This is a genomic window from Clostridium sp. MCC345, from assembly GCF_018785345.1.
Lineage (GTDB): Bacteria > Bacillota > Clostridia > Lachnospirales > Anaerotignaceae > Anaerotignum_A > Anaerotignum_A faecicola.
Window position 1 is genome coordinate 143,284 of the sequence record NZ_WQPP01000003.1, and the last position, 25,615, is coordinate 168,898.

General features: G+C 44.5%; 20 protein-coding genes, 1 tRNA gene and 2 pseudogenes. 16 read left to right on the top strand and 7 right to left on the bottom strand.

What is annotated here, in order from left to right:
• Positions 1 to 31 precede the first annotated feature (31 nt).
• The 4 genes from cas9 to GPK49_RS00820 all read left to right on the top strand — a co-directional run bounded on the left by cas9 (position 32) and on the right by GPK49_RS00820 (position 5,049).
• Positions 32 to 3,238, top strand: coding sequence for a type II CRISPR RNA-guided endonuclease Cas9 (cas9, locus tag GPK49_RS00805; RefSeq protein WP_215676462.1), 3,207 nt, complete (start codon positions 32 to 34; stop codon positions 3,236 to 3,238).
• 12 nt (positions 3,239 to 3,250) lie between these two features.
• Positions 3,251 to 4,150, top strand: coding sequence for a type II CRISPR-associated endonuclease Cas1 (cas1, locus tag GPK49_RS00810; protein ID WP_215676463.1), 900 nt, complete (start codon positions 3,251 to 3,253; stop codon positions 4,148 to 4,150).
• Entirely contained in the window at positions 4,143 to 4,463 is a 321-nt protein-coding gene (cas2, locus tag GPK49_RS00815) for a CRISPR-associated endonuclease Cas2 (protein WP_215676464.1), read from the top strand. The genes cas1 and cas2 overlap by 8 nt, the downstream gene beginning before the upstream one ends.
• 501 nt (positions 4,464 to 4,964) lie before the next feature.
• Positions 4,965 to 5,049, top strand: a tRNA-Leu gene (locus GPK49_RS00820).
• 129 nt (positions 5,050 to 5,178) lie between these two features.
• Here the strand turns inward: GPK49_RS00820 and GPK49_RS00825 are convergent.
• The 3 genes and pseudogenes from GPK49_RS00825 to GPK49_RS00835 all read right to left on the bottom strand — a co-directional run.
• Positions 5,179 to 5,379: pseudogene (locus GPK49_RS00825) on the bottom strand (manganese catalase family protein); the annotation flags it as partial.
• A 67-nt stretch (positions 5,380 to 5,446) separates the two neighbouring features.
• A complete protein-coding gene (locus tag GPK49_RS00830; RefSeq protein WP_215676465.1) occupies positions 5,447 to 6,112 on the bottom strand; it encodes a hypothetical protein in 666 nt (221 codons plus the stop codon).
• Positions 6,113 to 6,420: 308 nt separating this feature from the next.
• Positions 6,421 to 7,734, bottom strand: a complete 1,314-nt coding sequence (locus GPK49_RS00835; RefSeq protein ID WP_215676466.1) for a hypothetical protein — start codon at positions 7,732 to 7,734, stop codon at positions 6,421 to 6,423.
• 296 nt (positions 7,735 to 8,030) lie between these two features.
• Here GPK49_RS00835 and hcp point away from each other — a divergent pair, with 296 nt between their 5' ends.
• The 3 genes from hcp (at position 8,031) to GPK49_RS00850 (ending at position 14,597) form a co-directional block, all read left to right on the top strand.
• Entirely contained in the window at positions 8,031 to 9,701 is a 1,671-nt protein-coding gene (gene hcp, locus GPK49_RS00840; RefSeq protein ID WP_215676467.1) for a hydroxylamine reductase, read from the top strand.
• Positions 9,702 to 9,911: 210 nt separating this feature from the next.
• Positions 9,912 to 10,124 (top strand): hypothetical protein, encoded by a 213-nt coding sequence (locus GPK49_RS00845; protein WP_016406712.1) that lies wholly within the window; start codon positions 9,912 to 9,914, stop codon positions 10,122 to 10,124.
• A 207-nt stretch (positions 10,125 to 10,331) separates the two neighbouring features.
• On the top strand, positions 10,332 to 14,597 hold the full coding sequence (locus GPK49_RS00850) for a DUF3783 domain-containing protein (protein ID WP_118580810.1): 4,266 nt from the start codon (positions 10,332 to 10,334) through the stop codon (positions 14,595 to 14,597).
• Positions 14,598 to 14,759: 162 nt separating this feature from the next.
• Here the strand turns inward: GPK49_RS00850 and GPK49_RS00855 are convergent.
• Both GPK49_RS00855 and GPK49_RS13110 read right to left on the bottom strand, forming a co-directional pair.
• Positions 14,760 to 15,578, bottom strand: a pseudogene (locus GPK49_RS00855) (IS3 family transposase); the annotation flags it as partial.
• A 20-nt stretch (positions 15,579 to 15,598) separates the two neighbouring features.
• Positions 15,599 to 15,949, bottom strand: a complete 351-nt coding sequence (locus GPK49_RS13110) for a transposase (protein WP_118580804.1) — start codon at positions 15,947 to 15,949, stop codon at positions 15,599 to 15,601.
• Between the two features lie 207 nt (positions 15,950 to 16,156).
• On the opposite strand from GPK49_RS13110, the gene GPK49_RS00865 reads away from it, so the two are divergent.
• The gene (locus GPK49_RS00865) at positions 16,157 to 16,957 is read left to right on the top strand and encodes an aldo/keto reductase (RefSeq protein WP_016407902.1); all 801 of its coding nucleotides are present in this window, start codon (positions 16,157 to 16,159) and stop codon (positions 16,955 to 16,957) included.
• 281 nt (positions 16,958 to 17,238) lie between these two features.
• On the opposite strand, the gene GPK49_RS00870 is transcribed toward GPK49_RS00865, so the two are convergent.
• Positions 17,239 to 17,403 (bottom strand): hypothetical protein, encoded by a 165-nt coding sequence (locus GPK49_RS00870; RefSeq protein WP_423780972.1) that lies wholly within the window; start codon positions 17,401 to 17,403, stop codon positions 17,239 to 17,241.
• On the bottom strand, positions 17,376 to 18,038 hold the full coding sequence (locus GPK49_RS00875) for a GntR family transcriptional regulator (RefSeq protein WP_215676468.1): 663 nt from the start codon (positions 18,036 to 18,038) through the stop codon (positions 17,376 to 17,378). The genes GPK49_RS00870 and GPK49_RS00875 overlap by 28 nt, the downstream gene beginning before the upstream one ends.
• Positions 18,039 to 18,403: 365 nt before the next feature.
• Between GPK49_RS00875 and GPK49_RS00880 the strand changes: the two genes are divergently transcribed.
• From GPK49_RS00880 to GPK49_RS00915, 8 genes are all read left to right on the top strand, one after another.
• Positions 18,404 to 19,150 carry an SDR family NAD(P)-dependent oxidoreductase gene (locus GPK49_RS00880; RefSeq protein WP_118581212.1) on the top strand — a complete coding sequence of 249 codons (747 nt, stop codon included), beginning with the start codon at positions 18,404 to 18,406 and terminating at the stop codon, positions 19,148 to 19,150.
• A 32-nt stretch (positions 19,151 to 19,182) separates the two neighbouring features.
• Positions 19,183 to 20,187, top strand: a complete 1,005-nt coding sequence (locus GPK49_RS00885) for a TRAP transporter substrate-binding protein (protein ID WP_016407899.1) — start codon at positions 19,183 to 19,185, stop codon at positions 20,185 to 20,187.
• Between the two features lie 36 nt (positions 20,188 to 20,223).
• Positions 20,224 to 20,721: a TRAP transporter small permease gene (locus tag GPK49_RS00890; protein ID WP_215676469.1), complete on the top strand. Its 498-nt coding sequence runs from the start codon at positions 20,224 to 20,226 to the stop codon at positions 20,719 to 20,721.
• A 3-nt stretch (positions 20,722 to 20,724) separates the two neighbouring features.
• Positions 20,725 to 21,999: a TRAP transporter large permease gene (locus GPK49_RS00895; RefSeq protein ID WP_118580795.1), complete on the top strand. Its 1,275-nt coding sequence runs from the start codon at positions 20,725 to 20,727 to the stop codon at positions 21,997 to 21,999.
• Positions 22,000 to 22,105: 106 nt separating this feature from the next.
• The gene (locus GPK49_RS00900; RefSeq protein WP_215676470.1) at positions 22,106 to 22,873 is read left to right on the top strand and encodes an MBL fold metallo-hydrolase; all 768 of its coding nucleotides are present in this window, start codon (positions 22,106 to 22,108) and stop codon (positions 22,871 to 22,873) included.
• A 238-nt stretch (positions 22,874 to 23,111) separates the two neighbouring features.
• Complete coding sequence (locus GPK49_RS00905) at positions 23,112 to 23,588, top strand: PPC domain-containing DNA-binding protein (RefSeq protein WP_016407895.1); 477 nt, start codon at positions 23,112 to 23,114, stop codon at positions 23,586 to 23,588.
• A gap of 75 nt (positions 23,589 to 23,663) precedes the next feature.
• Complete coding sequence (locus GPK49_RS00910) at positions 23,664 to 24,632, top strand: thiamine pyrophosphate-dependent dehydrogenase E1 component subunit alpha (RefSeq protein ID WP_118581209.1); 969 nt, start codon at positions 23,664 to 23,666, stop codon at positions 24,630 to 24,632.
• Positions 24,629 to 25,609, top strand: coding sequence for an alpha-ketoacid dehydrogenase subunit beta (locus GPK49_RS00915; protein ID WP_215676471.1), 981 nt, complete (start codon positions 24,629 to 24,631; stop codon positions 25,607 to 25,609). Before GPK49_RS00910 ends, GPK49_RS00915 begins: the two co-directional genes overlap by 4 nt.
• The last annotated feature ends 6 nt before the right edge of the window (positions 25,610 to 25,615 follow it).

The window sequence follows — 25,615 nt, forward strand, 5'->3', positions numbered from 1 at the left end:
ATATTTTTGTGATATATGAGGGGGTGCTTTTGTGTACAGATTAGGTTTAGATATTGGTACTACATCGGTAGGGGCTGCGATACTAAATATAGACCATTATGGAGAGCCAAATAGAATCATTGATATGCATGTGAGGACTTTTGAAGCGGCAGAGAATCCGAATGATGGGTCTTCTCTTGCAGCACCTCGCAGAGAGGCGAGGGGGGCTCGCAGGCGAAATAGAAGGCATAAGCATAGATTGGACAGAATCAAAGCACTTATACAGAGCGAAGGTATCTACACAAAAGAAAAATTGGATTCTCTATATCATGCAAAAGGTAATATTCTAATGGATATTTACCAAATTAGATATGAATCATTGGAGAGAAAGTTAAATAATGAGGAGCTGACAAGGCTTTTGATTCATTTTGCGCAAAGAAGAGGCTTTAAATCGAATCGCAAAAATGAAAAAAAGGGTTCTGATGAAGGAAAGCTGCTTGCCGCAACAGCCGATAATGAAAAATATTTGAAGGAAAAAGGATATCGCACAGTTGGTGAGATGCTGTGGAAAGATGAACGGTTTGCGGAAAACAAAAGGAACAAAGGCGGGGATTATTCCAATACATTTCTGCGCAGTCAATTGAAAGAAGAAATTGGAATCATTTTTGAGAAGCAGAAGGCATTCGGCAGTTTATATGTTACGGATGCATTTTCTGAAAAATATTTGGAGATTCTTTTTAGCCAAAGAGCATTTGAAGAAGGTCCGGGGGGAGAAAGTCCTTATGCCGGAAATCAGATTGAAAAAATGGTTGGAAAATGTCCCTTTGAGAAAGAGGAAAAACGTGCATCAAAGGCTACTTATACATTTGAACTATTTAATTTGTGGCAGAAAATGAATAGTATCGGTATTTTACAAGACGGCATTAAAAGACGATTGACGGATGATGAAAGAAATAAATTGTTTGCTTTATGCCATAAAACGGAGAAGGTTGATTACAAGCGAATACGCAAGGAATTGGAGATGGGGCAAGATGCGCTGTTTTCTAATTTAACCTATGGCCGAAAAGAAGTGGAAGAGGTAGAGGCTGCAAAATTCCAGTATTTGCCTGTGTACCATGAGATGCGTAAAGCATTTGATAAGATAAGTAAAAATCATATTTTACAGATTAGCAATACGCAAAGAGACTTAATCGGTACTGCAATTACATATTATAAAACCGATGACAAAATTCAACAAGCGCTTTTAGAAGGTAATTTTTCAAAAGAGGAAATCAATGCAATTTTGGGAATGAAAAATTTTTCAAAATTTGGTAGTTTGTCTGTAAAAGCAATGCAGAAGGTGATTCCTTATTTAGAAAAAGGGTTGACTTATGATAAGGCTTGCGAACAGGCCGGTTATGATTTTCGGGCACACAGTGTTGCGGAAAAGAAAAAGTATTTGCCGAAGCTTCCGGGAGATACATATGATATTACAAGCCCTGTGGTAAAAAGAGCAATCAATCAGACAATCAAGGTTGTAAATGAGATTATTAAAAGACATGGTTCTCCGGCTGCAGTTAATATCGAGCTTGCAAGAGAGATGTCTAAGTCCTTTAAGGATAGGAAACGAATTGAGAAAGAGCAGAATGATAATGCTGCACAGAACCAAAGAATTTATGATGAGATTAAGGATACCTTCCATGTTGCACAACCTTCCGGTCAGGATATTGTGAAGTATAAGCTTTGGCAGGAGCAGGATTGCAAATGTGTTTATACCGGCCAACCAATCAAGGCGGAGAATTTGTTTGTACCCGGTTATTATGAGGTTGACCATATTATTCCGTATAGTATTTCTTTTGATGATAGCTATACCAACAAGGTGCTTGTTCTGACAAAAGCAAACAGGGATAAAGGAAATCGGATTCCGATGCAATATGTTGCGGATAAGGAAGAATATGAAATTCGTGTAAACACGCTGATAAAAAACAGAGCAAAAAGAGAAAAGCTGCTGAAGCCTATACTTACAGAGGAAGATATAGGAGAGATGAAGCAGAGAAGCTTACAGGATACACAGTTTATTACGAGATTTATGATGAACTACATCAAGGATTACCTTTTGTTTGATGAAGCATATGATAGAAAACAGCGTGTTACCGCTGTAAATGGTCGAGTAACTGCATATATGAGAAAGCGCTGGGGGATCAACAAAGTCAGAGAAGATGGTGATTTGCACCACAGCGTTGATGCGGTTGTAGTCGCATGTATTACGCCGGGTATCGTTCGGACGGTAACGGAATATGCGAAGCGGGAAGAAAATCGATATTTGAATAAAGATGATGCTGTGATGAGGGAAAAATTTCCTATGCCATGGCCGGAATTTTCAACAGAATTGGATATTCGTACCTGTAAGGAGCCAAAAGAGATGCTGCGGAAGGTGTCTCTTGCGAATTATCAGGATGTGGATATCGATAGTATCAAACCGATTTTTGTTTCCAGAATGACAAAGAAAAAGGTGACAGGACAAGCGCATAAAGAGACGATTCGTGCCTACCGTGAAGTAGATGGCAAAATGAGAACTGTAACAAAGACACCTATTCAGGAACTGAAGCTGGACAAGGACGGCGAAATTGAGGGGTATTATAATCCTTCCAGTGATATTCTGTTATATGAGCTGTTACGGAGCCGCCTGAAAGAAGCCGGCGGAAACGGGAAAAAGGCATTCCCCGAAGGCTTTGTGTATAAACCGACACCGAATGGGGGTGTTGCTCCAAAAGTGAAAAAGGTTAAGATTTACGATGTTTCTAATTTGAATATACCCGTCAATCATGGTGTTGCCGCAAATGGCAATATGGTAAGGATTGATTTGTATTATGTAGAGGGGGAAGGATATTATTTTATTCCGATTTATATTTCCGATTTAATTAAAAAGGAACTGCCTAAAAAAGCCTGTGTGCCACATAAGGAGTATCATGATTGGAAGAACATGAAGGATGAAGATTTCCTGTATTCGATTTATCCAAATGACTTACTGTATATTAAGTCCTCTACTCCTAAGAAGTTTACAAAGAAAAAAGGCGAGAAAAAAGATTCCTTTGAGGCAGAAGAAGCGTTTGTTTATTATAGAGAGGCAAAAATCTCAGGGGCCACTATTACAGTTGTGACACATGATAACAACTATACGATTCAGAGCTTGGGTGTTAAAACATTAAGCCGTATTGAAAAATATCATGTGGATGTATTAGGCAATAAATACAAGGCGGCGGTGGAGGAAAGAAAGTAAAGAGGTGGTCTTATGGCATACCGAAATATTTTTATATCATCACCTTCTAAAATCAATATAAGGAATAGACAATTGGTTGTAAAAACAACGGAAGAATACTCGTTTCCTATGGAAGATATTTCTACTGTCATGATAGAAAACAATCAAAGCAATATTTCCGTTGCTGCTCTTTCGGAGTGTGCGAGAAATGGTATTTTGGTTTTCTTTTGTGATGAAAAGCATTTGCCTTGTGGAATAGTCAATGGATTTCATACACATAGCAGAAAATATAAACTGTTGCAGGCACAGATACAGACGAAAGAGACATTGAAGAAACATTTGTGGTCAAAAATAGTTGTTGAGAAGATTAGGAATCAAGCGAAGGTTCTGGAGTTAGCATCGTTATCCGGAGATGACCAAATTATGTCATTTGCGAAAAAGGTAAAACTGAATGATAAGGATAACATGGAAGCGGTTGCGGCTGCACAATACTTCAAATATTTGTTCGGCAGTGGATTTTCAAGAGGACAAGATACTGTGACGAATGCCAGATTGAACTATGGATATGCTATTATCAGAGGCTTAGTTTGCCGTAGCTTAACAGTATATGGGCTGGAGCCGGCCCTTGGTATTCATCACCATAGCCAATTAAATGCATTTAATCTTGCGGATGACATCATGGAGGTGTTTCGTCCCGTAGTAGATTTATGTGTGTATCAGATGCAGGAGAAAGAGCAGAATTTTTTAACAACGGAAGATAAACAGATATTATACCATTTGATAAGCTGTGATGTTTTGTTTGGTACACAGAAGCATCCTTTGTTTTATGGAGTGGAAAAAACAGTGCAGACCTTTCAATCGAGTATTATTGCGGGAGAAGATCAATTAAAATTATGTGCAATTTTGCCCTTGAGGCAGCATGAATATGAGTAAGTATATGCGGATGCTTGTATTTTTTGACCTCCCTGTAACAAAGAAGGAAGAACGAAAGGCAGCAGCAAGGTTTAGAAGCTTTTTGTTAAAAGAAGGATACTATATGGTTCAATTTTCTGTTTATTCTCGTGTTTGCAATGGAAATGATGCAGTAGAAAAGCATACAAAGAGATTAAAAGCAAGCTTACCGCCGAATGGCTCGGTTAGATTATTGGTAATTACGGAGAAGCAATATCAAAATATGGCTGTTCTTCTTGGAGTGATGTCAAAAAATGAAAAATCTTTTTCCGGAGAACAGCTTACACTGCTATAAAAAGGGAAAAAACAAAATGATAAAACCCCTTGGAATCTTTAGATTTCAAGGGGTTTTATCTGCCTATTATACCATACCAAAAATAAATAGGGAACTACAACATCATATTCTGCTTAACGTGAGCCAAAAGGATTATACCATACCAAAAATAAATAGGGAACTACAACGTTTCTGACACGTTGGTTGTATCCTTCTGCATTATACCATACCAAAAATAAATAGGGAACTACAACATTGAGGACAGGCGGATGGTGGGCGTGATTATTATACCATACCAAAAATAAATAGGGAACTACAACTGCTCCTATACCATTCTTGAATAGAATACTATTATACCATACCAAAATAAATAGGGAACTTCAACTTTTCATCCGGTGTCAGGCGGTAAGGAAGGATTGAATTTCGATTTGAAAAAGAATGTATTTTTTGGGGAACAAATTTTAAAAAAGGTGTTGACAAACTCTTTTTGATACGGTATTATAGTCAAGCACACTAAGTTGTGCGGATGTGGCGGAACTGGCAGACGCGCTAGATTCAGGTTCTAGTGGGCATTGCGCCCGTGCAGGTTCAAGTCCTGTCATCCGCAGTAATTGCGGAAAAGACCATCGAGAAATCGATGGTCTTTTTTTTATGCAGGCAGAATAAGACGGGCCTTTAACGGCTGCCTGAAATAGGAATGCAGTGCATACACCGGCTTAACAGTGTCTATGATTTGTCAGCTGTTGCAGCCGTTTTTCTGCATGAAGAAATAATGCTGCTGCTTCAGATAATCTCTGGCGTAGTCCAGAGCTTCTCCGAAACGCTGGAAATGCACGATTTCCCGTTCTCGCAGGAAGCGTAGTGGCGCGAGCACATCGGGGTCATCCGTCAGGTCGATGAGATATTCGTAGGTGCTGCGCGCTTTTTGCTCTGCTGCGTTGGCGTAAGTGCAAAGAAAAAGGCAGGGGAATCAAAGGATTCCCTTGCCTTTTTGAATTTTGCGATTATTCGGTGGTAGGATTCCCGGTGTTATCGGAATCCCCGCCTGCCGTATTGCCGACAGTTATGCTATCCCCTACCTTGACCCACGTATCCGTGTCATCAACCTGAACCCAAACAGCATAGGTACCTGCTGTGACATTGTCGAATGTTGCCGTATAGCGCCTGATGGGTATACGGTACTCGTACTTTTGGCTGCCGGATAGGGCGAAGTAGTAATGAGGCTCTTTACTTTCCGTATTGCGCATATCTGTGCCGGAAATTGCATTATTGTCTTTGCCGTCGTAGGATGTTGTGCTCGTCGGTACAAGAGCCACATTCAGAGTCTTACCCTCATTCAGAAACAGAACTTGGAGCGGCACTGTCACTGTTGTATCCGCAACGCTAGCTTTTTCGGCAAGAACCTTGGGTTGGTACACCCGCACATCCTCCGCTGTCAGCTTCAAGCCACCCTGCGGGATATACCAGCCGGCTGTTTTCCCCTCATTCGCGAGGGAAACTTTGTCGGACGGGATGGTAAATGTCACTGAGGTTGTTTTGTGGGGGTTCTTTTCCTCTCTATCGAAGCTATTCACCGCAACCGCAGGAAGCTGCTCCGATGTGACTGTCATGCCTAAAAATACAACAAAATTTGGTGGAGTGGTATCTGTTTCCGTAGTGGCTGATCCCACGGAGATAGAATCTTGAAACAATCCGGAATTGCTAGAATTGACGGTCTCTTCCGCGCTTATGTCTGCTTCATCGGACACTGTAATCACAGAAGCGGTTCCCGTGCCTTTCAGGCGAATATAGACATTAGCTTTATCTTTGCCGGAGGTAAGCAGTGTGGGTAATTCGTCTGCTTTGCTGACCGGCGCACCGACTGTGCAGGTGTAAGTCGCAACCTCTTGGCCCAAGTTCACCGTGCTACCGTTGGAATCCGTATAATTTAGTGCCGTAACGGTCAGCTGTACGGTTTGCGGCTCAGTCGCCTTTCCGGTTACCCGTATATATTGTCTCTTGTCTCCGCCGGTATTCTCCCATAGTAGTTCTGCACCGGCATTATCTTGCATGCTCCATACAAGCTTGACGCGGTATCTCCGGTGTCATTGATTTTGATCCATGTAGCCTCCCACGGCAAGGCAATGCCATTCGTACTGCCAATCGCATTGTACTTCTCCGGTGTCCATGGCTGTTTGCTATCTGAGTAAGCATAATTGCTGTTACCCGTCCCCAGCCATGTCCTTATATTTGCCAAAATATTCTCATCCGTAAATGCATCGCCTGTTTTGGCGTTACCCAGATCAGTCTCGAGTTTTTTCGCTGCAGTCGTTATCTGATCCGCAAAGGTATCAATGGTTTTCTGATTGCGGTTGTCTGCACCGGGGTTATAGCTGTCTGCGTTCTTTATTGAATGTTCGCCGTCGGTCAAAAGTTTCTTCAGCGCACCGGCTACGCTTTCCTGCACATATTTTACCCCTTGAGAAACATTCCTTTCGTCGTCGTTTGTCGGCAGCAGATAGATTTTGTCCGGATTCGCCAGTGCCTCGGCTTCCGAATTTATGGTTCTATCCAACTGCACCCATGCCGCATTAAGTGCTGTCTGCAGCTTTCTATTATCCCTATTCTTTACATAAACATGAGCGGTAATTGTGCTTGATTGTGAGAATACATACCCGGCGGGTAGAGTAATATTGGCGCAATCACAGTGGAATGGATACTCCATATATCCACTCATTTCGCCTGAGCTGGACGATGGCGAACCGAAACGATTCCAGCTGTCTTTATTTTTTATTGTACCTACAATCAGAGAACCATCCTCGCATTTCAGGAGAACCTCGGTCGGGAGAGCCTCTTTTATTTCCTTGTCAATCTCAGTGTACGACTCTATTCGTTCATACTGCACAATGGTGTCCGTTGTCAGTTGTTTCTTCGTTGCATTGTTTGCCACAACCGTAATGGTGGCTTTTGCGGTCAGTGTGCCGTTGCTGTAGGCGTAGCCCTCGGGGATTTTTACCGTCCCGACAAAGGTATAGCTGCCCGCGGTATTTCCATCGAAGGCACCATTTTTGATTTTCGCCGTAACATCCTTGATTTTCTTGTTATCCACCAACAGCGTTACCATGCTCGGCAGGGATTTTTTCGCCTCTGTCTCGTCCTTGAGGTCGCCGACATTCATCTGAATCTCACCGATGGGGTTCTTCAAACCGTTGATTGCAATCTTCGGTGTGGATGCTGTGCCGCCACCACCACCACTGCTGCCGCCTGTGATGGTGGGCGCTTTTACCCCTGTGGCGGTTACCGTCTTTTTCACGCTTAGGCTGCTATCCAGCATTACGCCGTTTGCGCCGCCAGCGCCAGAGGCAGGAATTTTTGGGTAAAAGTGTGTCTTCCCATCTCGTTCCTCCTTTTCCGTGAAAATCATAAAATTCTAATTGTGATTTCACATTCGTTATAGCAGGAAAAATTCTTTTTGTATATCCTACTAAAGTAGGATTGGAAAAAATTTGTATATTATTTTAACAGGCGGATTCCTGCTTCGGTTTGCGTATAATCTCCATTTGTTGGGAAACACTAGCTTGCAAAAGGAAAAGAAGGGACGGTTGATTTATGAGCAACAATATGGATTTAGGCTATGAAATGTTTTGCTATCAATGCGAGCAGACGGCAAACGGCAAGGGCTGTACGAAGCTGGGCGTTTGCGGAAAAACGGCGGAGGTTGCCAATTTGCAGGATTTGCTGATTTTTCAAATTAAGGGTATCAGCTGTTACGGCAAGGCGTTGCTTGCGCAGGGGAAGGAGATTGACAAAAGCGTGATTCGCTTTATCGAAAATGTGCTGTTTACCACGCTGACGAATGTAAACTTTGATGCGGCGGTTCATGTGGAGCTGCTGAAGGAATCGCAGGAAATCAAGGATACGCTGAAAGGCATGACAGGGGAGATTGACAATCATACGGCACACGTTACCTATACCCTCCCCGAAACCAAAACCGAAATGCTCAAGGATGCACCCATGGCAGGCATTATGTATGAGGATTTAGATCCCGATATCCGCTCCTTGCGGCAGACGGTGCTGTATGGCTTGAAGGGCATCAGTGCCTACGGGCATCAGGCGAGGGAGTTGGGGTATTACAGTGACGAGGTGGACAATTTCTATATCGAGGCATTGGAGGCAATTACGGATGATAACCTGACGGTAGAGGAGCTGATTCGCTTGACGATGCGCACAGGCGAGATGGCGATTGCCGTTATGCAGAAGCTGGACGAGGCAAACACCGAGGTTTACGGCAATCCTTCTCCGCATACCGTTGATGTTCACATGAAAAAAGGTCCGTTTATCGTGGTTTCCGGGCATGATTTGAAGGACTTGGAAATGCTTTTGAAGCAGACGAAGGGCAAGGGCATCAATATTTATACGCATGGGGAAATGCTGCCCTGCCATGGCTACGAGGGCTTGAAAAAATATCCGCACTTGGTCGGGAATTTCGGCGGTGCGTGGCAGGATCAGCAAAAGCAGTTCGACAATCTGCCGGGGTGTATTTTGATGACAACCAACTGCCTGATGCGCCCGAGAGAAAGCTACAAGGACCGTATTTACAGCACGAATGTGGTCGGCTGGGAGGGCGTGAAATATATCGGCAAGAAGGAAAACGGCGAGAAGGATTTCAGCGAAATCATTGCGCAGGCGTTGGAATTGGGCGGCTATCCCGAGGATGAGGAGGCACATGAAATTTTGGTCGGCTTCGGGCATCATGCCACATTAGGCTATGCCGATAAAATCGTGGAGGCGGTCAAGAGCGGAAAGCTCAGACATTTCTTTTTGATTGGCGGCTGTGACGGCGCAAGGCCGGGGCGAAATTATTATACGGAATTTGCGAAAAAGGTGCCGCAGGATTGTATCATTTTAACCTTGGCGTGCGGCAAATACAGATTTAATAAGCTGGAGTTCGGCGAGGTGGCAAGTCTGCCGAGATTGCTTGATGTGGGGCAGTGCAACGATGCCTATTCCGCCATCCGCATTGCAACGGCTTTGGCAGATGCCTTTGGGACGGATGTGAACGGCTTGCCGCTGTCCATGATTCTTTCGTGGTATGAGCAGAAGGCGGTGGCGGTTTTGCTGGCACTCTTGAGCCTTGGCGTGAAGGGCATTTATTTGGGGCCGACACTGCCTGCATTTTTAAGCCCGAATGTGCTGCAGTATCTGGTGGATACCTTTGATTTGCGTGCTGTCAGCAACCCCGAGGATGATATCAAAACCTGCTTGAAGCAGAATATGTAAGAAGAAAAATCGGTTTCGGCGGAAGCCGATTTTTTTATTACAAAAACGGCGAAAAAATAAGGTTGCCGTCTCATACTTTGGTAGGATGTTCATTGCGAAAAGAATCTGCTATAATTTTGGCAAATGCAGTATTTTCGCGGGTTTTGTCGAAAAATACAGCGTTCGCAGGATATTGCTTGATGGAAGGACACAAGAGAAGGAAGGGATTTTATGAAGAAAAAGCTAATCAGTCAGTTGGTGTGCGTGACAATAGCGCTTTCTCTTACGTCTGTGTCGGCGCTTGCTGAGGAAACAAACGCAGCGGCGGAGGTAAATGAGGGTGCCGCAGAGGGCAAGGAAGAAGGAAAAACAGAGCCGCAGGAAGCACCCAAGGAAGAAGTAGATGTATCTCAGGGTGGCATCTATGCTGAGGCGCTTTTGTGAAACATTCGTAAAATAAAATTGATTTGTTAAATGGAGGATACCCTCTTTGCCAAATGGCAGGGAGGGTATTTTTTTATTGCAGTGCCAAAATGAGAACACTTATCAAGAAGGAAAAAAGCGGTTGCAAATGAAAAAGAGGCAAATTATAATGGAATTTAGTTAGCCGCAGCTAACAATATAAAAATCACTAGAGAAGGGTGGAGGAAAATGAAAACAATTTACAGCAGCATCAGTAAAAGAGTATTCAGTCTGCTTGTTGCACTTATTATGGCAATTTCGACAGTTCCTTTTGCGGCAGCTTCGGCATTTGCGCAGGAACAGGGAATTTCCATCACAACAAGCACCATTACACCGAATACAAAATCGATTGAGGTTACACTTGCACAAGGTATTACAACCGGCTTTGCAAAGGTCATACAGCTTGACAGCGGAGAAGAGTATGACACGACTAAACTTTTCAGCTATACGGACTTGAGCGGTGTGATTGGATATACAGCTTTGAACGAAGGAAGTAATACGATTACGCTTACAACAGCACCAACGGAAGGCAAAGAGGTAATAGCGGTACTGCATGATAGATCAAGCGGTGAAATGCAGGAATATACTTCTGCACCGATTACGGTCACTGCCTCCGAAGGTTCTTCCGGCGGAGAAACAACCAAACCGACACAGGCGGAAATTTTGGCAGGCTGCGAGGTAACAATAGATGGTTTTGCAGACGGAAAAATTACAGAGGATGCAACATCCCTTACGGCAAATGTGAAGCTGCACAGCAGTGTGAAAAGCTGCTACATGATTGTTGCGGTATACCCCGCAAATACAGTCTTTGATCCCGACAGCACCGCCACAAAGCAACTTTATTCGGTACGGGTGGAAAACGGAAAAAGCTATACCTGTAATTTCGCAGGGTCCCTTCTCCCTTTGAAGGTGGGGCAGAAGGTATGCGCTTATCTGAATGTGCCTGTTGCAGAAACGAAGAATGATGTTTTTTACAAGCAAAAGCAATCCCGTGAGCTTACGGTTGTGGATAAAAACGGCGAGGGCTTTCGGGATTACACATGGCCCGAGGTAAGCATTGCGGATACGGATTTAAAAGCAGGCGATACCAAGCTGCACATCAATTTTTCCGCAGATGAGAGATTGCTTGCATACGCAAAGGATGAAAATGTAGATTTCAATATGACAGTTTCCATCCAGCAATATCCGCAGGATAAAACATTCGACTTTGAAGGCAGCTATATGCGCAGATTGACGATTCCGCTGCAGTTTACGAAAAATCTGACAAACTATGAAATCAATCTGGAGGAACCGCTTCTGGCAGGCTATCGTGTGCGTGCCGTTGTATATTGGAACCAGAATACGGCGCTGTATATCCCCAAAGGCAATGACTATGAGGCGGAGAGCATCCCTGATGATTCCGTTTTGATTCCTGCTGTGCCTGTTGCGCCGACAGTGAAAATCAACGCAGATAAAATTAAGGCAGGTGCGAGCGCAGTAAGCGTTGTGGTTGCCGGTGATGTGGAAGAAGGCTCTAACCTTATCATCAGACAATATGCGTCTGCGGATGCGGTACAGGGGGACGATTGGGAATTTTTCGGCAACAAGAGTGTTTCCGAAGCAGGAACGGTTTCGGTAGAGAAAAATTCCGCTATAAAAAAGGAATTGGCAGCAGGCAAATATGTTGCGGCAGTGCTGATGAAGGGCGGAACGGTTGTTGCATATTCCAATGCGGTTCCCGTTGTTTTGGAGACAGAGATGGAAAAGCCCGTACTGATTGTGAACGGGAATGTATATGAAGGGGATACCAAGGTAAGTCTTGCGGTGAGCAAAACGGATTTAATCCCCTCCGGCAAGGGAATGATTATCCTATATAAAGCAAAAGAAAACGGAGACGCTGATGTATATGGAGACCCCGTTTCTGTCGGCAGTAAAAGTCCTGTTATCAGTGGGGATAATGTAGAAATCACTATTACAAAGGCTTTAACGGCAGGGGATGTGATTATTCCTTATATCTATTATGTTGATGATGAAGATAAAACGCATTATTACCCCGGCACAGCCTTTACGGTAAAAGCGAAAGCGGAAGGGGACAGCATCAGCGTTTCCCCCGAAGCACTCACAGCAGATACGGAAAGCATTACGGTTTCCGTAAACGGATATGACAGCTATAAGGGCGGCTATGTGTTTGTAAGGCTTGCAGACAGAAACAATACACATCCGGATGATGCGGCATCCCTCAAGAGTCAGAGCTTTACGGGAAGCGGCAGCTATACCTTTGATGTAAAGGGAAATCTTACGCCTGAAAAATATGTATTGGTATATCTTTACAAATATGATGTTGACACTGGCAGAACCCATTACAGTGATGATAAGGTTTATATTCTGATTGGTGGCAAGGTGGTAAAAGAGCCTTCTGTTGAAATTACCTCCTCCAAAATTCTTTCTACGGATAAGAATCTTTATGTAAAGGCGGATTTCGACAATGCGCTTACAGGCAATTTGAAGCTGTATACCTACCGCTATGGTGGTGCATTTGACAGTGCAAATGTAGGAAATGCTTTGCTGTATTCCGGTGCGGTAACGCCTTCCGCATACAGCAGTAAAATTACATTTACCAATGATTTGACGGCAGGAGATAAAATCGTTGCGGTGCTTACGCTGCCAGGCGGCGAAAGCGAAGTGGTAAAAATCTCCGATGCAAAAACCATTCAGGCACCCCCTCAGATTATAGAACCCTCTGCTTATATCAGAGAGGAGCATGTATCCGAAGGCGATACAAAGATGGAAACCTATCTGAACTTTGAAAGAAATTATTATGATTCCGTAAGCTATGTACTGTATAACTACACAGGCGAGGAATTGGATGAAAGCAAAGCAAAAATTGCGGCAGAAAGCAGCATTTACAGCCCCGGCGTAACAACCATGGGCTTTAGAGAAAGCGTAAAGCCGCTGAAAGCAGGCTCCAAGCTGATGATTAAGCTGACGCTTGTGAAAAACGGCGTAAGCAAAGTGGTATATTCCAATGCGAAAACCGTTGAGGCGGCACCCGATTGGGCAACACCTACCGTTTCTATTGATGTTGCCGCAGTCAGAGTGACAGATACTACCATTCCTGTAACAGTGACATACGATGCAGGCTATACGGAAATGAGCGACTATTATTGCAACGTAACAGCATATCAGTTCCCCTCCGACTATACAGATGATGAATTTGAGAAGAAGGAGTTGCATGAAAGCTCGATTACACAGCGTATCGGTCAGCGTGATGCGAATAAAGCAAGCAAGGAGCATTTCACAACCATCAATATTCCCGTTAAGGCGAATACGTTTGAGGCAGGAAAACGATTGATTGTAAAGCTTAGACTGCCTCATCCCGAATGGGCAGGAGAGGAAGCGGATTATCTTTCCTATTCCGTTCCCATTATTGGTGCGGAGGAAGAAATCCCCGCAGCAAAGGTACTGCTGTTCAACCTCGGTGCGGATACCGTAAAGGGCAGCAAAATCAGAGCAATTCTGGAGGAAATGGGAATTAAGGCAGTTACGGTTGAAAAAAGCCAGATTAACCAGTCCGTTGGATATCTTGCAGGGTACAAAGGCTTTGCAGGGGATGCAGAGGCATTTACAGGCAGTGGCTACACAGCGGAATTTATGCTGATGAGCGGCTTGAGCGAAACACAGCTTGACCAGTTTCTTGCAAAAATGCGTGCGGCAGATGCGGTGATTGACCATAAGGCAACAGTGACAGAAACCAATAAGCAGTGGAGCTTTAAAGAGCTGATTGGTGAAATCGAAGAGGAGCATGAAGTAATGCAGGCTTGGCTTGCACTGAAAAATGCAGTGAAAGAGGCAGAGGCTTTGCAGGAAGCGGATTACTCCGCAGAGAAATGGGCGGCATTTGCAAAGGTTTTGGCGGATGCAAAGGAGGTTTCCAAGGTTGAAGCGACGGCAGAGGAATATAACAATGCCACAAAAGCCTTGCAGGATGCCTATAAAGCACTGACTGCCAAGCCGGAGAGCGGCGGCGGTTCTTCCTCCGGCGGCAGAAAATCCAAAACACAGAAAAACGAAACAAAAGTAGAGGAAACGAAGGAAAACAACGAAACAAAAGCAAAGGAGAAAACAATCGTCGAAATGCAGATTGGCAGAAAGAGCATTTCTGTTAACGGGAATCTCGCCCAAAAGGATGCGGCTCCCGTGATTCAGAATAGCAGAACCTTGGTTCCCATCAGATTCATTACAGAATCTTTGGGCGGTGCGGTTGCATGGAACGGCGAAAGCAAAGAGGTTACCTTGCTTTTGGATGGAAAGGAAATTAAGATGACGATTGGGAAAACGCTTGAAAAATATGGCGTTGCACCTGTCATCATGGATAGCCGTACCTATGTGCCTGTTCGCTTTGTAGCGGATGCGCTTGGCGCACAGACTTCTTGGAATGAAGCGGAAAAAACAGTTACGCTCGTAAGGGAAGGCTAAAGCGGAAAATAAAAATGGTCTGAATCCTTGTGGTTCAGACTATTTTTTATGAAAAGGTTGAGTCAAGATTGACTCTATGAGTTAAAATAGACTCGATTTGAGTAAAATAGGGCATTGAACTGACCCCAAAAAGTTAGACAAATATTTTGAAGTAAAAATTGTTCAAGCAGCCGAAAGGGCTTGTTGTCTGTGAATTGCAGGCGGCAAGCCCTTCAGTTTTGCCTTGATCCTGCGGTTGTTGTAGTAATCCAGATATGCAACGAGTTCCTGTTTGAAGTGCTCCATGGACTGAAATTCCTGCAAATACAGCAGTTCGCTCTTGAGCAGTCCAAAGAAATTTTCTATCACAGCATTGTCCAGACAATTCCCTTTTCGGCTCATGCTCTGCCGGATGCCTTTCTCCCGGAGCATCCGTTGATACTGCCTGTGCTGATACTGCCAGCCCTGATCAGAATGGAGAATGTGATTTGTTCCGTCCGGAATTTTTGCAAATGCCTCGTTCAGCATAGTTGTCACCATGCGCAGCACAGGACGATCCGATATGGTATAGCTGACCAGATCGCTACTGTGCAAATCGAGAATTGGGGACAGATACAGTTTCTCACCAAACAGGCTGAACTCTGTCACATCCGTGACCCATTTCTGATTCGGTTTTTCGGCATGGAAGTTCCGATTTAACAGATTTGGTGCGATTTTGCCCACTTCACCCTTGTAAGAACGATACTTCTTCATCCTGACACGGCAAACTAAGCCCAACTTCTGCATAAGACGCTGAACAGTTTTATGATTTAAATAAATATTCCTATTTCGAAGTTCTGCAGTAATACGTCGATAACCGTATCTTCCTTTATTCTCATGGAAAATAGCAGTGATTTCTTCTTTCACAGAATGATATTTATCTGCTTTCTTCAGTTGTTTTAGATGATAGTAAAAGGTTGCACGAGGCAGTTGAGCGACATCCAGCAGGATTGCCAGTGAAAATTCTTGCCTTAGTTTCTAAATCACCTGTGTTTTCTGTGATGCTGTCGCTCGTTTTCCAAAACCAAGGCTTGCAAGTTTTTTAGGTATGCGTTTTCTGCGCGCAATCGCTGCACCCCTGCGATCAAATCCTCCTCTACCTCTTTTTGTAGTTTCATTGGCCGTCCGGTGCTTTTGCGTCCACGACGCTCGATAGCCAGCCCCTCTGAACCTTCTTCGAGATAAATTCGCTCCCAACGTTGAATGATTCCGTGATCATTTATTTCAAATTGTCTTGCCGCTTCACTGTAGCTCAGTTTTTCTTCCAGCATTGTTTCTACCACCAGTTTCTTAAATTCTGGAGTATATCGTTTGTTTGGTGCTCCTTTTGGCATAAAAATCACCCCACTTGCTAAATAGTATATCATACTGTCTAACAAATGGGGTGCAGTTCACTTATCTTTCATTAGGGATATAAGGTATTAAATCGAGAGGAGATTATTCAAATTTTAAGAGAAAGCTTGTGACAGAAGCATATTTTCGGCAGGCTTTCGGAAAGCGGATAGACAGAATCATAGAATTGGGAAGGAGTCGGAACGCAGATGGAATATGTAACCTTAAATAATGGCGTGCAGCTGCCGATGATTGGCTTTGGTACATGGGATGTGCGTGGAGAGGCAGGCAAGAAAACGATTCTCACCGCATTGGACAGCGGATACAGGCTGATTGACACAGGGCAAATGTATGAAAATGAAGATATCGTCGGGCAGGCGGTAAAAGAAAGCGGTCTGGAGAGAAAAGAGGTCTTTCTTACAACAAAGCTGTACCGTCCCTGCGTTACCTACGAAAAAGCAAAGGCCGCAATCGAAAAATCTTTGCAGGCATTGCAGACGGATTATATTGATTTGCTTTTGATTCATGAGCCGTATGATTCCGCTTTGGAAATGTATGAAGCCATGAAGGAGGCCTATCGGGCAGGAAAGGTAAGAGCAATCGGCATTTCCAATTTTAATGAAAAGAAATATCAGGCGTTTGTTGCCGCCTGTGATATTGTGCCTGCGGTCAGCCAGGTGGAATCCCATGTGTACTATCCGCAGCTGGCATTGCAAAAGGAAATGGAAAAGCATGGAACGCAAATGCAGTCTTGGGCATCCTTTACGGAGGGCAGAAAAAATATTTTTGCGGAGCCGTTATTGCAGGAGCTTGGGAACAAATACGGAAAAACATCTGCACAGATTGCACTGCGGTATTTGGTGCAGAATAAAATTGCGGTAATTCCGAAATCCGTCCATCAGGAGCGCATGAAACAAAACCTCGCTGTCTTTGATTTTGAAATTTCGCAGGAGGATATGAAAAAAATTGAGAAATTGGATGGCGGAAAAACCCTGTTTGGGTGGTATTGAGCGGAAGGGTTCGGGAAACGAATAGCTCATTACTTTGCTCCGCAAAGCAGGCTTTGCCTGCCGCCCCTTCTTGGGAGGTAAGTATTCTCCGGAATGGAATCCGCAGAGGGAGCTTTGCCCCCTCGAGGAAAACAGGGCGTTTCAAGGTGCTTGCTATCGCCGGAACGCATCTGTTTATTCTTCTGTTTCAACAAGTCGAAATCCTGATTTCGACTTAGGGGTCGACTTTGTCGACACCTTAAAACGGTCTGAACCCTGCGGTTCAGACCGTTTTTATATCCTCAGCCTTCGTAAATGAAGTTATCAATCAATCTGGTTTTGCCGATATAAACCGCCATGGCAACCAATACGGGCGGCTGCATTGTGCTGACAGGCTCTACTGCTGCGATGGCGTAAGGGCAATCAATCCTTGTGGGAATCAGTGCTTGGCTGCCTGAGAATACCATTCCAGTGTTTCATAAACAATGCTCATGTGTTCTTCAATAATTTTCTGTAAGGCGGCTTCGTCCTTTGCCTTCAGCGTATTGAGAATTTCTTTATGCTGATGGAAGGAGGTTTTGAGCTGATCCAGAGGGAGGTTGGTTGCGCTATACATATAAAACATGGTGCCGATGCTCCAGTTGGATTCATAGAGCTTCATAATCTGCGGATTGCCACAGAGGGAGATATAGAGTGTATGGAATTTTGTTTCCAGCTCTGCCGCCGCGGGATATCCGGCTTCCAGTGCGGTTTCAAATTCCTGTACAACGGTCTCCATCTCCTTGATGATGCTGGGATGATACTCAATATTGCGGATACAGAGCTTTACACAGAAAAGCTCCATCATCTGACGTGCTTCAATGATATTTCTAATCTGGGTATCGGAAAGCTGTGCAACGGTTGTGCCCTTTCTCGGCGTTGCCTCTACCAGACCAAGCGCAATCAAACGGTTGATTGCAGCAAGGACAGGGGAGCGGCTGATGCCCAGTGAATCGGATATTTCCTGCGTATTTAATTTTGTTCCGGGGGCGTATTCCCCGTTTTGAATTCGTTTTTTAATTTCTTCATAAGCGAAATCCTGTAAAGAATCTGAAGTTTTCATACTATCTCTCCTAAAATAAAAAAATAAATAAATCATACCTCAACAAATGTGAGCGTATCCCCTTAAAAACAATTTTTATCATTATACATCAAAAAGCAGATTTTGTATACAAAAAATAGGATTTCTTTCAAAATAAGAAAACTGTGAAAATTTGATAAATTTCGACAATTCAAAAAAGTTGGTTTTTAGCAATACGCAAAAATGCGTTTTTGCAAAAATATACAAAAATAAAGAAATTTTAAAAATTAACAAAAAATGGATTGACATTTGCAAAAATGAATATTAGTATCAAATTACAAATTCAAAAAAGAAAAATTGAATACAAAAATAACGAAAACAATACAAAAGCGAAAGGGGAAATAAGTATGGATTTCACAGGAAAGAACATTATTGTGACAGGCGGTGCGAGCGGCATCGGCAAAGCAATCGTAACCGGCGTGGTAGAAGGCGGCGGTCATGCGATTATTGTTGATCTGAATCTGGATGCAGCCGAAAAGCTCAGAGAGGAGCTGGGCAAGGACAAAACCTCTGCTTACAAGGTAAATCTGGCGAACAGTGCTGAAATCAGAGAGGTATTTGGCAAAATTGTTGCAGATTTTAAGCAGATACATGGGCTGATCAACAATGCAGGCATCGTAAGCACGGTACCCTTTGATGAGGTAACACAGGCAGAATGGGATAAAGTAATTGCCATTAACCTGACAGGTGTTTATACTGCAATTAGTGCAGTTTATCCCTCTATGAAGGCAAACGGATATGGCAGAATTGTAAATGTAGCATCCGTAGCGGCAAAAAGAGGCGGCGGTCTTTTGGGAACAAGCGCCTATGCGGCCTCCAAGGCAGGCGTAATCGGGCTGACAAAGGCAGTTGCAAGAGAAGGCGCACCTTATGGGGTTGCCTGCAACGGCGTATGCCCCAGCTTGACAATGACACCGATGACTGCCAATATGGGAGAAGAAAAGACAAAGAAGATTATCGCAACCATTCCTTTGGGACGAGGCGCACAGCCGAGAGAAATTGCAAATATGGTTCTGTTCTACGCATCTGATCTGGCAAGCTTTGCTACCGGTGAAATCAGTGATGTGGACGGTGGCGTAACAATGGACGGCTGATATCGGTAAGAAAAGGTTGAGGAGGAATTTTCATGAAAAAGAAAATTTTGGCGATTGCAATGACAGCCATTGTTGCGGCATTGGGCTTGACCGGCTGTAATAATGGTATGGGTATCAATGATGACGGTACATATACATGGAAAATGGCATTGAACTCCACAGAAGGGGACAATGCTTACGATACAGGCGCAGCCTTCGCGAAAAAGATAGAGGAGCTGACGGATGGCAGAGTAGAGGTTGTTCTTTATGGCGGCGGCAGCCTTGGTACAACTTCTGAGGTTCTGGAAGGGATGAAATTCGGCGTTGCCAACGTGATGTGTGAATCAATAGGTACACTGGCAACCTTTACCCCGATGGCGAATATTGACGCAACCCCGTATCTGTTCCGCGATTATGATCACTTCATGGAAACATGGAACAGCGATGTCGGCGAGGAAATCAAGGAGACTGTCGGTGAGGAAAGCGGCTTTAAGCTGCTGGGCGGCACATACAGAGGTCCCCGTATCGTAACGGCAACAAAGGAAATGAAAAATATCGAGGATTTCAAGGGCTTTAAGCTGAGAGCACCAAATCTGGAGATGTATCTGGAAACCTGGAAATGGATGAAGGCAGCACCTACACCCATTGCGATGACAGAAACCTATACAGCTTTGCAGCAGAAGACGGTAGACGGGCAGGAAAACCCTATGACGGACTCCCTGAACTATGCATTTGATGAGGTCTGCAAATATTGGATTAAGACAAACCATGTTTACAGCAGTAACGTTATCATCATGGATAGAGAATACTTTGATGCATTACCTGAGGATATTCAGCAGGCAGTGCGGGAGGCAGCTGAATATGCAGGCGTAACTGTCAGTGAACAGCAGCTGCAGAAGGAAAAGGAAGCAGAGCAGGAGCTGATTGATAAGGGCTGCCATATCATTGAAGTGGATACAGACCAGTTTATCGAATATTTCAAGGACTTTACAGATGAAAAATTCCCTTATTTGGCAGATTGGGCAGCAAAGATTCGTGCTGTCGGCACAGAGGAGTAAATACAAAGGAAAATCATTAAAATCGAGGTGAATCGAATGAAAGGGTACGGAAAATTTCTGGACGGAATTGAAAAGATAGAAAAATTATTTCTGGCGGTAACGGTTGCAATCATGATTATTGTCATTACCTATCAGGTTATTTTAAGATATGTTTTTTCTGCGTCCAATGCGTGGAGTGAGGAACTGGCAAGGTATCTGTTTATCTATGATGTTATGGTAGCAGCAGCCATTGCCACAAGAAGAAACAGCCATTTGCAGGTGGATGCGTTTATCGGTATTCTTAAGCCCAGAACGAAGGCAATCTATACAGTGATTGCAACCATCGTAGGGATTGTATTTCTGGTATTTCTGTTCTGCTATTCTGTTGTATTGTGTCAGGCAGCGGCAGTGAATGTTTCTGCCGGCTTGAAGATTCCGATGTCTGTGCCGTATGCATGTATGCCGATTGGTGCAGTATTGATGATCTTGACCTCTATTGAGGTTATTATGAAGCAGCTTGCGGAAATTGCGGAATTAAGCAGAAGGGAGGCGTAACACATGAATGCCGGTTTGATTGTAATTATTTTGTTATTGGTATTATCCATTTTGGGTATTCCGATTTATCTTGCGTTGGGTATTGGCACACTGGTTGCCCTGAATATGGCAGATATGCCGTTTATCGTGCTTCCGCAGAAGCTTTTTGCAGGCATGAACTCCAGCTCACTGCTGGCAATCCCGTTCTTTATGCTGGCAGGGAATATTATGTCTCGCAGTATTACAGGGAAGCTGATTGATGTTTCCAATGCCTTGATCGGTTGGATTAAAGGCTCTCTGGCGGTTGTTACCGTACTGGCATCTGCGCTGTTCGGTGCGATTTCCGGTTCCGGTGTTGCAACGGCATCTGCGGTTGGCGGCACAACCATTCCTGCCATGAAGGAGGAAGGCTATCCCGACCATTTCGCAGCGGCGATTTCCGGTATTGCGGCTATTCTGGGGCCTATCATCCCGCCTTCCATTACATTGATCGTATATGCGAGCATTACGGATTTGTCCGTATCCAAGCTGTTTGTCGGCTCTGTCATTCCCGGTATCCTGATGGCAGTCGGTCTGATTATTTATGCGCTGTTCTATGGTAAGAAGAATGACCTGCCTGCGCATGAAAGAAAATCTGCAAAAGAGGTTCTGCTTATTTTCAAAGACAGTATCTGGGCTCTGCTGATGCCCGTTATCATTCTGGGCGGTATTTTCGGCGGTATTTTTACACCAACGGAATCCGCAGCGGTTGCAGTTGTGTATGCGCTTCTGGTCAGCCTGCTGATTTATAAGGATATTAAGATTAAGGATATCCCCGGCATTTTCGTGGATGGTGCGATTTCTACAGCAACCATTCTGATGCTGGTAGGGATTTCCAAATCCTCCGGTTATGTTATCACAACATCCGGTCTGCCTCATCAGGTTCTGGAGGTATTCAGCTCCTTTACCAATAGTACAGTTGTCATTCTGCTGCTGCTGAATATTCTGTTCCTGGTTATCGGTATGCTGATGGAGGCAAATGCAGCGATTATCATGATGACACCTATCCTGCTGCCTCTGCTGGATGCGTTTGGCATTGACCCTTTGCAGTTTGGTATCATGATGAGCTTCAACCTGTGTATCGGTCTGGTTACACCGCCGGTCGGCATCTGCTTGCTGATGACAAACCAGATTGCCGAGGCACGCTTTGTGCAAACGCTAAAATCGGTTATGCCAATGCTGCTCATCGGTGTTGTGGTGCTGATGCTGGTTACTTATATTCCGCAGGTTACAACCTTCCTGCCGGGATTGATTAAATAAGATGTAAAAAATAAATAAAAAAATAGATTTGAAAATGTAATTTTGAGAAAAGAAAATGCTGCATACTGCTTGGGTATGCAGCATTTTTCAGAAGGAGGGAACAGAGATGCAGGAGCAGGTAAAGGCAACGTTTCTGGTAAATGCGGCAGTGCTTCTGGAGTTTCGGGGGACGAAGCTGCTAATCGACGGGATTTATGATGAAAACGGACATTGCTTCAGCAATCTTTCCGAAAGGCAATGGGAAAAGCTGAAGGCGGGCGAGGGAGAATTTGCAGGTATTGAGTATCTGCTGTTTACCCATGAGCATGGGGATCATTTTTCGCCGCAGAGGGTGGCGGAATATCTGGAGTACCGGCAGCCGAAGGCGATTTTCATGCCGAGAGACGGCTCTGCTGCCTTGCGGGCGTTGCAGAAAAAGGCGGAGGGGATGGGGATTCCGTGTGTTCTGCTGCATCGGGAATTATGCAGGAAAACCGTTTTTCGCCCGGAGCAGGAGATTCGTATTCGTGCCTTCCAGACCAGACATCTGGATAAGCTTTACTGGGATGTGCCGCATTTCTGTTATTTATTAGAGTGCGGCGAGAAGAAGCTGCTTTTTACGGCGGATGTGGATTTTACACAGGAGGATTTTTCCATGGTGCGTGGCATGGCGCTGGATGCGGTGTTTGTCAATCCGCTGATGAGCCACAGCGAGGAGGGCAAGGCATTATTTGCAGCAGGCGTATTGCAGACAAAAACGAAGATTGTTTATCATATTCCCTTTGCAGGAGAGGATAAAATGATGATACGGAAGATTGTGGAGCAGGAAATGCGCGCAGGAAGGCAGGAAAATGCGCTGTTCTTTATGGAGGAAGGACAGACCTGCCTGATTTAAGAAAAATAGGATTCTGAGGTTTTTGATAAAAAATTCTGACAAGAACCTCTTTTTTTAGACATCATTTTGTATACAAAAGTAGTTTTATGAATTTTAAATAAAAATCAGAAATACATTCTGTAAATTACGCCAAAAAGGAAAAAAATGGCGGTATTGTATTGACACATAAAAATTCTAATGATAAAATTTGAATACAAAATAAATAAAAAGAATACAAAATAAAGAAGGGGAGATACAAATGATGCAATCCATCGAACATGCTGCAGGCAGCATAAAAAGAGTCGTTGCATTCCGCTTGAAGCCCGGTATGGATGTTTTGAAGGGCATCGAGGAGATTTGCAAAGCAGAAAATATTAAAAACGGCGTAATCCTCAGCGGGATTGGTAGTCTGGACGGTGCAGCCTTTTGTAATCCTGTTCCTTTGAAGGATAAAAAAGCAGGATACGGCTACGGAGAACCTACGATTCTGTATGGTCCCATCGAGCTGACTGCGGCAGCCGGCATGATCTGCCACGATGATGACGGCAACCTTCTGCTTCATGTACACATGAGCATGAGCGACCAGCATGGCACAGGGCATGGCGGTCATCTTATTGAAGGCACAAAGGTTCTGCTGACCACGGATATGGTGATTGCGGAGCTGGATGGGCTGGTTATGGGCAGAAGATTTGATGAGGAACTCGGGGTGCCTCTGTTTGCACCCAAGCAAAAATAAAAAACATAAAAAGAATGAGAAAAAAGAAAGGTGTGAATCACATTGGCTTCTAAAGGTAAAAAATATCCCAAGGAAATGCTTTTGGATATGTACAAAACAATGTTGAGTATCAGAGCATTTGAAACAAAAGCGGCAGAATGCTTCACAAAGGGTATGCTGGCAGGGAATATTCACCTGTGCATCGGGCAGGAGGCAGTGCCCACAGGTGCTTGCTATGCACTGGAACCCGAAGATTATATGACATCTACCCACAGAGGGCATGGTCACTGTATCGCAAAGGGCGCATCTCTGGATAAAATGCTGGCAGAGCTGTTCGGTAAGAAAACAGGGTATTGTCAGGGTAAGGGCGGTTCCATGCACATCGCGGATGTAGCAGGACTGCACAGCCTTGGTGCAAACGGCATCGTAGGCGCAGGTATTCCCATTGCGGCAGGCTCTGCACTGGTGTCCAAGATTAAGGGAGATAAGCATGTTACCCTGTGCTTCTTCGGTGACAGCGCATCCAACCAGGGTACCTTCCACGAAGCGGTAAATATGGCGGCGGCATGGAAGCTGCCTGTAGTATTCCTGTGTGAAAACAACAGCTACGGCGTTTCTGTTAATATTCATTCCGTAACCAATACGGATACGATTGCAGTGCGTGCGCAGGCGTATAATATCCCCGGCAAAACAGTTGACGGCAATGATCCCGTTACCGTATATGAAGCAGTAAAAGAAGCGGTAGATTATGCAAGAGAGGGCAACGGCCCTTCTATCGTAGAGTGCATGACGTTCCGCCATCAGGGACATTATTGCGGTGACCCTGCAAATTATCGCCCTGCATCCTACATGGAGGAAGCGCATAAGAAGGACGCAATCCCCAATATGAGAAAGAGACTGTTGGATGGCGTGGCAACAGAGGAAGAAATTCTGGCTGTGGAAAAGGCAGTAGAGGATGAGATGGAAGCGGCTTATCAGTTTGCAAATGAATCCGCATATCCTGACCCTTCCGAAGCAACAACAGACGTATATTTCTCTGATAATGAAAGGAGCGTTGTAAGATGAGTAAAAAATTGAGCATCAGTAAAGCCATCGGCGAGGCTCTTCATGAGGAAATGGCAAGAGATGAAAATGTAATTATCATGGGCGAAGACATGGGTAAGATGGGGAATGTTTTCGGCATTACGGTTGGCTTTCAGGAGGAATTCGGTGAAAATCGCGTGTTTGATACCCCGATTTCCGAATCCGGCTTCTGCGGCATGGCAGTGGGGGCTGCAATGAGAGGGATTCGCCCTGTGGTAGAGCTGATGTATGATGACTTTATCACCGTTGCGGCAGATCCTATCATTAATCAGGCTGCAAAGATGAGATATATGACAGGCGGACAGGCAACCGTACCCATGGTATTGAGACTGCCCATGGGCGCAGGCAGAAGAAACGCAGGGCAGCATTCGCAGTGCTTTGAAAATATTTTCTGCCACACACCCGGTCTGAAGGTTGTGGCACCCTCCAGCGCGGAGGATGCAAAGGGCTTGCTGAAATCCGCGATTCGTGATGAGGATCCCGTTATCTTTATTGAACATAAGCTGCTGTATGCAAAGAAGGAGCAGATTCCCGAAGGGGAATACACCATCCCTCTGGGTGTTGCGGATGTGAAAAGAGAGGGTACAGATATTACAATCGTAACATGGAGCCGTGAGGTATACTTTGCACTGGAGGCAGCGGAAGAGCTGGCGAAGGAAGGCATCAACGCAGAGGTTCTGGATCTGCGTACACTGGTTCCTCTGGATTGGGATGCAATTGTGAAATCCGTTTCCAAGACACACAATGTAATCGTTCTGTCCGAGGAGGTAAAGCGTGGCAGCTATGCGGCTGAAATTTCCGCACAGATTGCAGAGGAGCTGTTTGATGAACTGGATGCACCCGTAGAACGTGTTTGCGGTCTGAATATCGTTTCTCCCTTCAGCCCTACATTGGAGGATGAAAACTTCCCTCATCCCGCAGATATCGTAAAGGCAGTGAAAAAGGTTCTGAATAAATAAGGAGGG